The organism is Pseudoalteromonas sp. NZS37 (genome assembly GCF_015864265.1).
Taxonomy (GTDB): domain Bacteria; phylum Pseudomonadota; class Gammaproteobacteria; order Enterobacterales; family Alteromonadaceae; genus Pseudoalteromonas; species Pseudoalteromonas arctica.
In genome coordinates, this window is record NZ_JADYXL010000024.1 from 1 (window position 1) to 3,390 (window position 3,390).

Annotated in this window: 3 protein-coding genes; 2 read left to right on the forward strand and 1 reads right to left on the reverse strand. The window is 38.9% G+C overall.

Annotated features, from left to right (window positions below):
* On the forward strand, positions 1 to 278 hold a 278-nt coding region (locus I6F47_RS20630; RefSeq protein ID WP_231609266.1), incomplete at its 5' end, for a hypothetical protein.
* A gap of 714 nt (positions 279 to 992) precedes the next feature.
* On the opposite strand, the gene I6F47_RS19995 is transcribed toward I6F47_RS20630, so the two are convergent.
* A complete protein-coding gene (locus tag I6F47_RS19995) occupies positions 993 to 1,850 on the reverse strand; it encodes a tetratricopeptide repeat protein (protein WP_101162966.1) in 858 nt (285 codons plus the stop codon).
* A 111-nt stretch (positions 1,851 to 1,961) separates the two neighbouring features.
* Between I6F47_RS19995 and I6F47_RS20000 the strand changes: the two genes are divergently transcribed.
* Positions 1,962 to 3,272 carry a M20 metallopeptidase family protein gene (locus tag I6F47_RS20000; protein ID WP_197184425.1) on the forward strand — a complete coding sequence of 437 codons (1,311 nt, stop codon included), beginning with the start codon at positions 1,962 to 1,964 and terminating at the stop codon, positions 3,270 to 3,272.
* The last annotated feature ends 118 nt before the right edge of the window (positions 3,273 to 3,390 follow it).

The following is a 3,390-nucleotide window of genomic DNA, read 5'->3' on the forward strand; positions in this document are numbered from 1 at the left end:
CGCCAGCGTTCAATCTGAGCCATGATCAAACTCTTCAATTAAAAAGTTTTATGTCTTTCGACAGCTCAATGAATTCTGAATTTATTTTAATATCTTTCGATATTGAATTGACTGTGCCGAAGCAACTTATAAATAAGTTACTTCTGTTGGTCACTCAGTTTTCAATTGAGACTCTAATTTGTTTGCCTCGTTACTTGCTCAATAAAGAACGAAGTAGTTTGGCTGTTAGAACTCAATCTGTACGAGTGCCCACACAGATGATTGCTTTATATTGTTAAAGAACGTTTGATTCGCCTTAGCGTCTCAAGGGATGCGAATAATACACCCTTTATTTTTCGAGTCAACACTTAGTTTTAAACTTTCTTTTTAGAAGATTTAAAACCGAAGTTTTATTTAACTCTCTGAGTAGTTCGTGCCTCGCTATGCGTTGGCGTTTCCCGTCTCAGTGGGGTCGCATTATAGGGAGCGGCGGATTTTACGCAAGCGTTATTTGCATAAAACAGTAATTAAAATTAAGCCCCAAGCAAGCACACATGATAAGCACAAGTTACCCACAAAAATCTGTTGATAACTCTTGTTTTTACATAGCTAAACCATTCTATAGCTTTTAATTAAAACCCTGAAAATACAAAAAGCACCTTATATAGGTGCTTCTCAAAAGTAATAGTTATTAGAATCTAGGGTCTGTTTATCTTTCAAGGTTAAATTTGCAGCAGCCTGTTTGGTATTCAGGCAAGGCAGAGCCTATGTAGTGTGGTTACTCCCCATAAATAGGCGATAACGTAGCATTAATGCCAAACAGGCGCTGCCCAAAGGGTTCTTCCTAGGGGCTATTTACTCTTTGTTACTCGGTTTTTACTTATTCTTACATGGATGTAAGCCAGTAGGGTAACGCAGGAGCAGTTACCGAGCCCACTAGGTTACAAATCTCGCGCCGCGATTAACCCCCCCCCTAGTTTGAACAAATTTTAATCCGCAAAGAGCAACAGACCCTAGTATAAAATACTATATAACTTGCGACGATACTTTGCTGCGAGTGCGTCGCCATCAGGTAAAGAGGCAATAATGGCTAAAAAGCTTGGTTTCGCTTCATTGAAATTCAGATCTTTTTGCAGCACTGTAAATAGTATATCCAATGCTTCTTCTTTTCTGCCTGCTTCATTGAGTAAAATACTGAGCTCTTCTTTTAATTCTAGGTCATTTGGGTACTTTTCTACTTGTTGTTGCTTTTCTTTAATCTCTGGTGAGTCTTTTGCTTCAAGCGCAGCTTCGCATTTTGCTTTTATATTATTAAAGTAAGCATCTTGCTCTTGTACGTCTATTGTATTTATAAGCGCTTGGGCTTCATCTACCTTGTGAATTTGAATACATATGTCTGCTAGCACTAATTTGATACGTGCATTACCGCTGTCTATTTCATAAGCTTGCTTTGCATAATTAAATGCAGCATTTAAATCTGACTTTAATAACGCTTGCTTTGCTTGTTCTAACAGTAAGTCTTGTTGTGCAGGTAAATGCTTTGCTAGGGCTTCGCGTATTTGTGCTTCGCTTTGAACACCTGCAAGTAAATCTACTGGTGCAGAGTCTTTTAATAATACAAGGGTAGGCAGTGTTTGCAGACCAACTTGTTGCGCAAGTTGAGATGCGAGTGCTTGCTCTGCATCGCAATCTAGGTTTGCTACTACTATATAGCTTGCATATTCTGCCGCTACTTTATCTAAAATTGCAGCCTGTCCGATACAGTCAGGACTTTGAGGAGAGAAAAAGTTAAGCAACACCAATTTTTGCTGTGATGTTTCACCGAGTACTTGTTGAAGGTTTTGCGCATTAATACTAACTATGTTGCTCATTGAATTGATTGCCATATTCATCTATTTAGGTTTTTATATGGTGGTGAACATAATAATTACAAGTCATATACCTAAATCATCCGGTATACATATTCAACAATGAGGGAAAACATGAAATTAACTTATCTAAGTGCAATACTTTTATTAGCAAGCCCATTAGTACAAGCAAATGGACTCGATTTGAATTTAAGCAAAACCATGCCAGCTATAGAAAAGTTTTACCTTGATTTACACCAATCGCCAGAGCTTTCTTATCACGAACAAGAAACGGGTAATAAAATAGCGGATAAATTAACTCAGCTGGGTTTTAAAGTAACAAGTAATGTAGGTGGCTTTGGTGTTGTCGGCATTTACAAAAACGGAAACGGTCCAACCGTGATGATCCGTACTGACACCGATGGCTTACCTATTATAGAGCAGACAGGAAAGTCCTATGCCTCAAAAGTTAAAGTAATAGACGAGCATGGTGCGAAAGTAGGTGTAATGCACGGTTGTGGCCACGATATTCACATGAGCTCTTTTATTGGTACTGCTGAGCAATTAATAGTACACAAAGATCAATGGAAAGGCACTTTGATGATGGTTGCACAGCCTGCCGAAGAAGTTGGCGGGGGTGCTAAAGCCATGTTAAGCGAAGAGCTATTTAGTAAATATGAAAAACCTGATCATATAATTGCTTTGCATGTAAGTGCTAGCCTCCCCGCTGGTAAGGTATCAATGAAAAATGAATACACTATGGCAAGTGTAGATTCTGTCGATATTACAATTAAAGGTAAAGGTGGTCATGGTGCTTACCCGCATACAACTATAGACCCTGTGGTTATAGCTGCACGCACAGTACTTGCTCTGCAAACAATCACAAGCCGAGAACTTTCACCGCTAGAGCCTTCAGTTATTACGGTTGGGTCTATTCATGGTGGCTCAAAACATAATGTGATTTCGGATGAAGTAAAGCTACAGCTCACCCTCAGAAGCTATAACCCAAATGTTAGAAGTGCTCAAATAGCAGCAATAAAACGAATCACGGCAGGTATTGCACAAAGTGCTGGCTTAAATGAATCAAACTACCCTGTAGTATATGTACATGAAGATGAATCTATTCCATCTACTTATAATAACCCTGCACAAACAGACATTGTTAGAAACTCTATTGCCAGCGCAATTGGTGATACTAATGTGCTTGAAACACAAGCTGTAATGGCGGGTGAAGACTTTGGCCTATACGGACGCACCGATGAAAATATCCCGATTACCTTATTTTGGCTAGGAGGTGTAAACCAAGCACAATATGCAGATTCGATAAAAACAGGTGAAGTACTCCCTTCCCTACACTCTAGTAAATTTGCACCAGATTATAAAGTTGCTATCCCTACCGGAATAAAAGCAATGAGTAACGCTGCTGTTGGTTTATTTAATAAGTAACCTGATGTAATGGTCTCCTCCCTATACGGCATCTATGTGCCATGATTAAAGTGGTTACAATAATCAAAGGGAGAAGACCAAAATGAAGATTACAACAATTGGTTTAGATATAGCAAAA

Coding starts and splice junctions, on each gene's coding strand:
- I6F47_RS19995 (WP_101162966.1), bottom strand. CDS start 1,850: ATGAGCAACATAGTTAGTATTAATGCGCAAAACCTTCAACAAGTACTC.
- I6F47_RS20000 (WP_197184425.1), top strand. CDS start 1,962: ATGAAATTAACTTATCTAAGTGCAATACTTTTATTAGCAAGCCCATTA.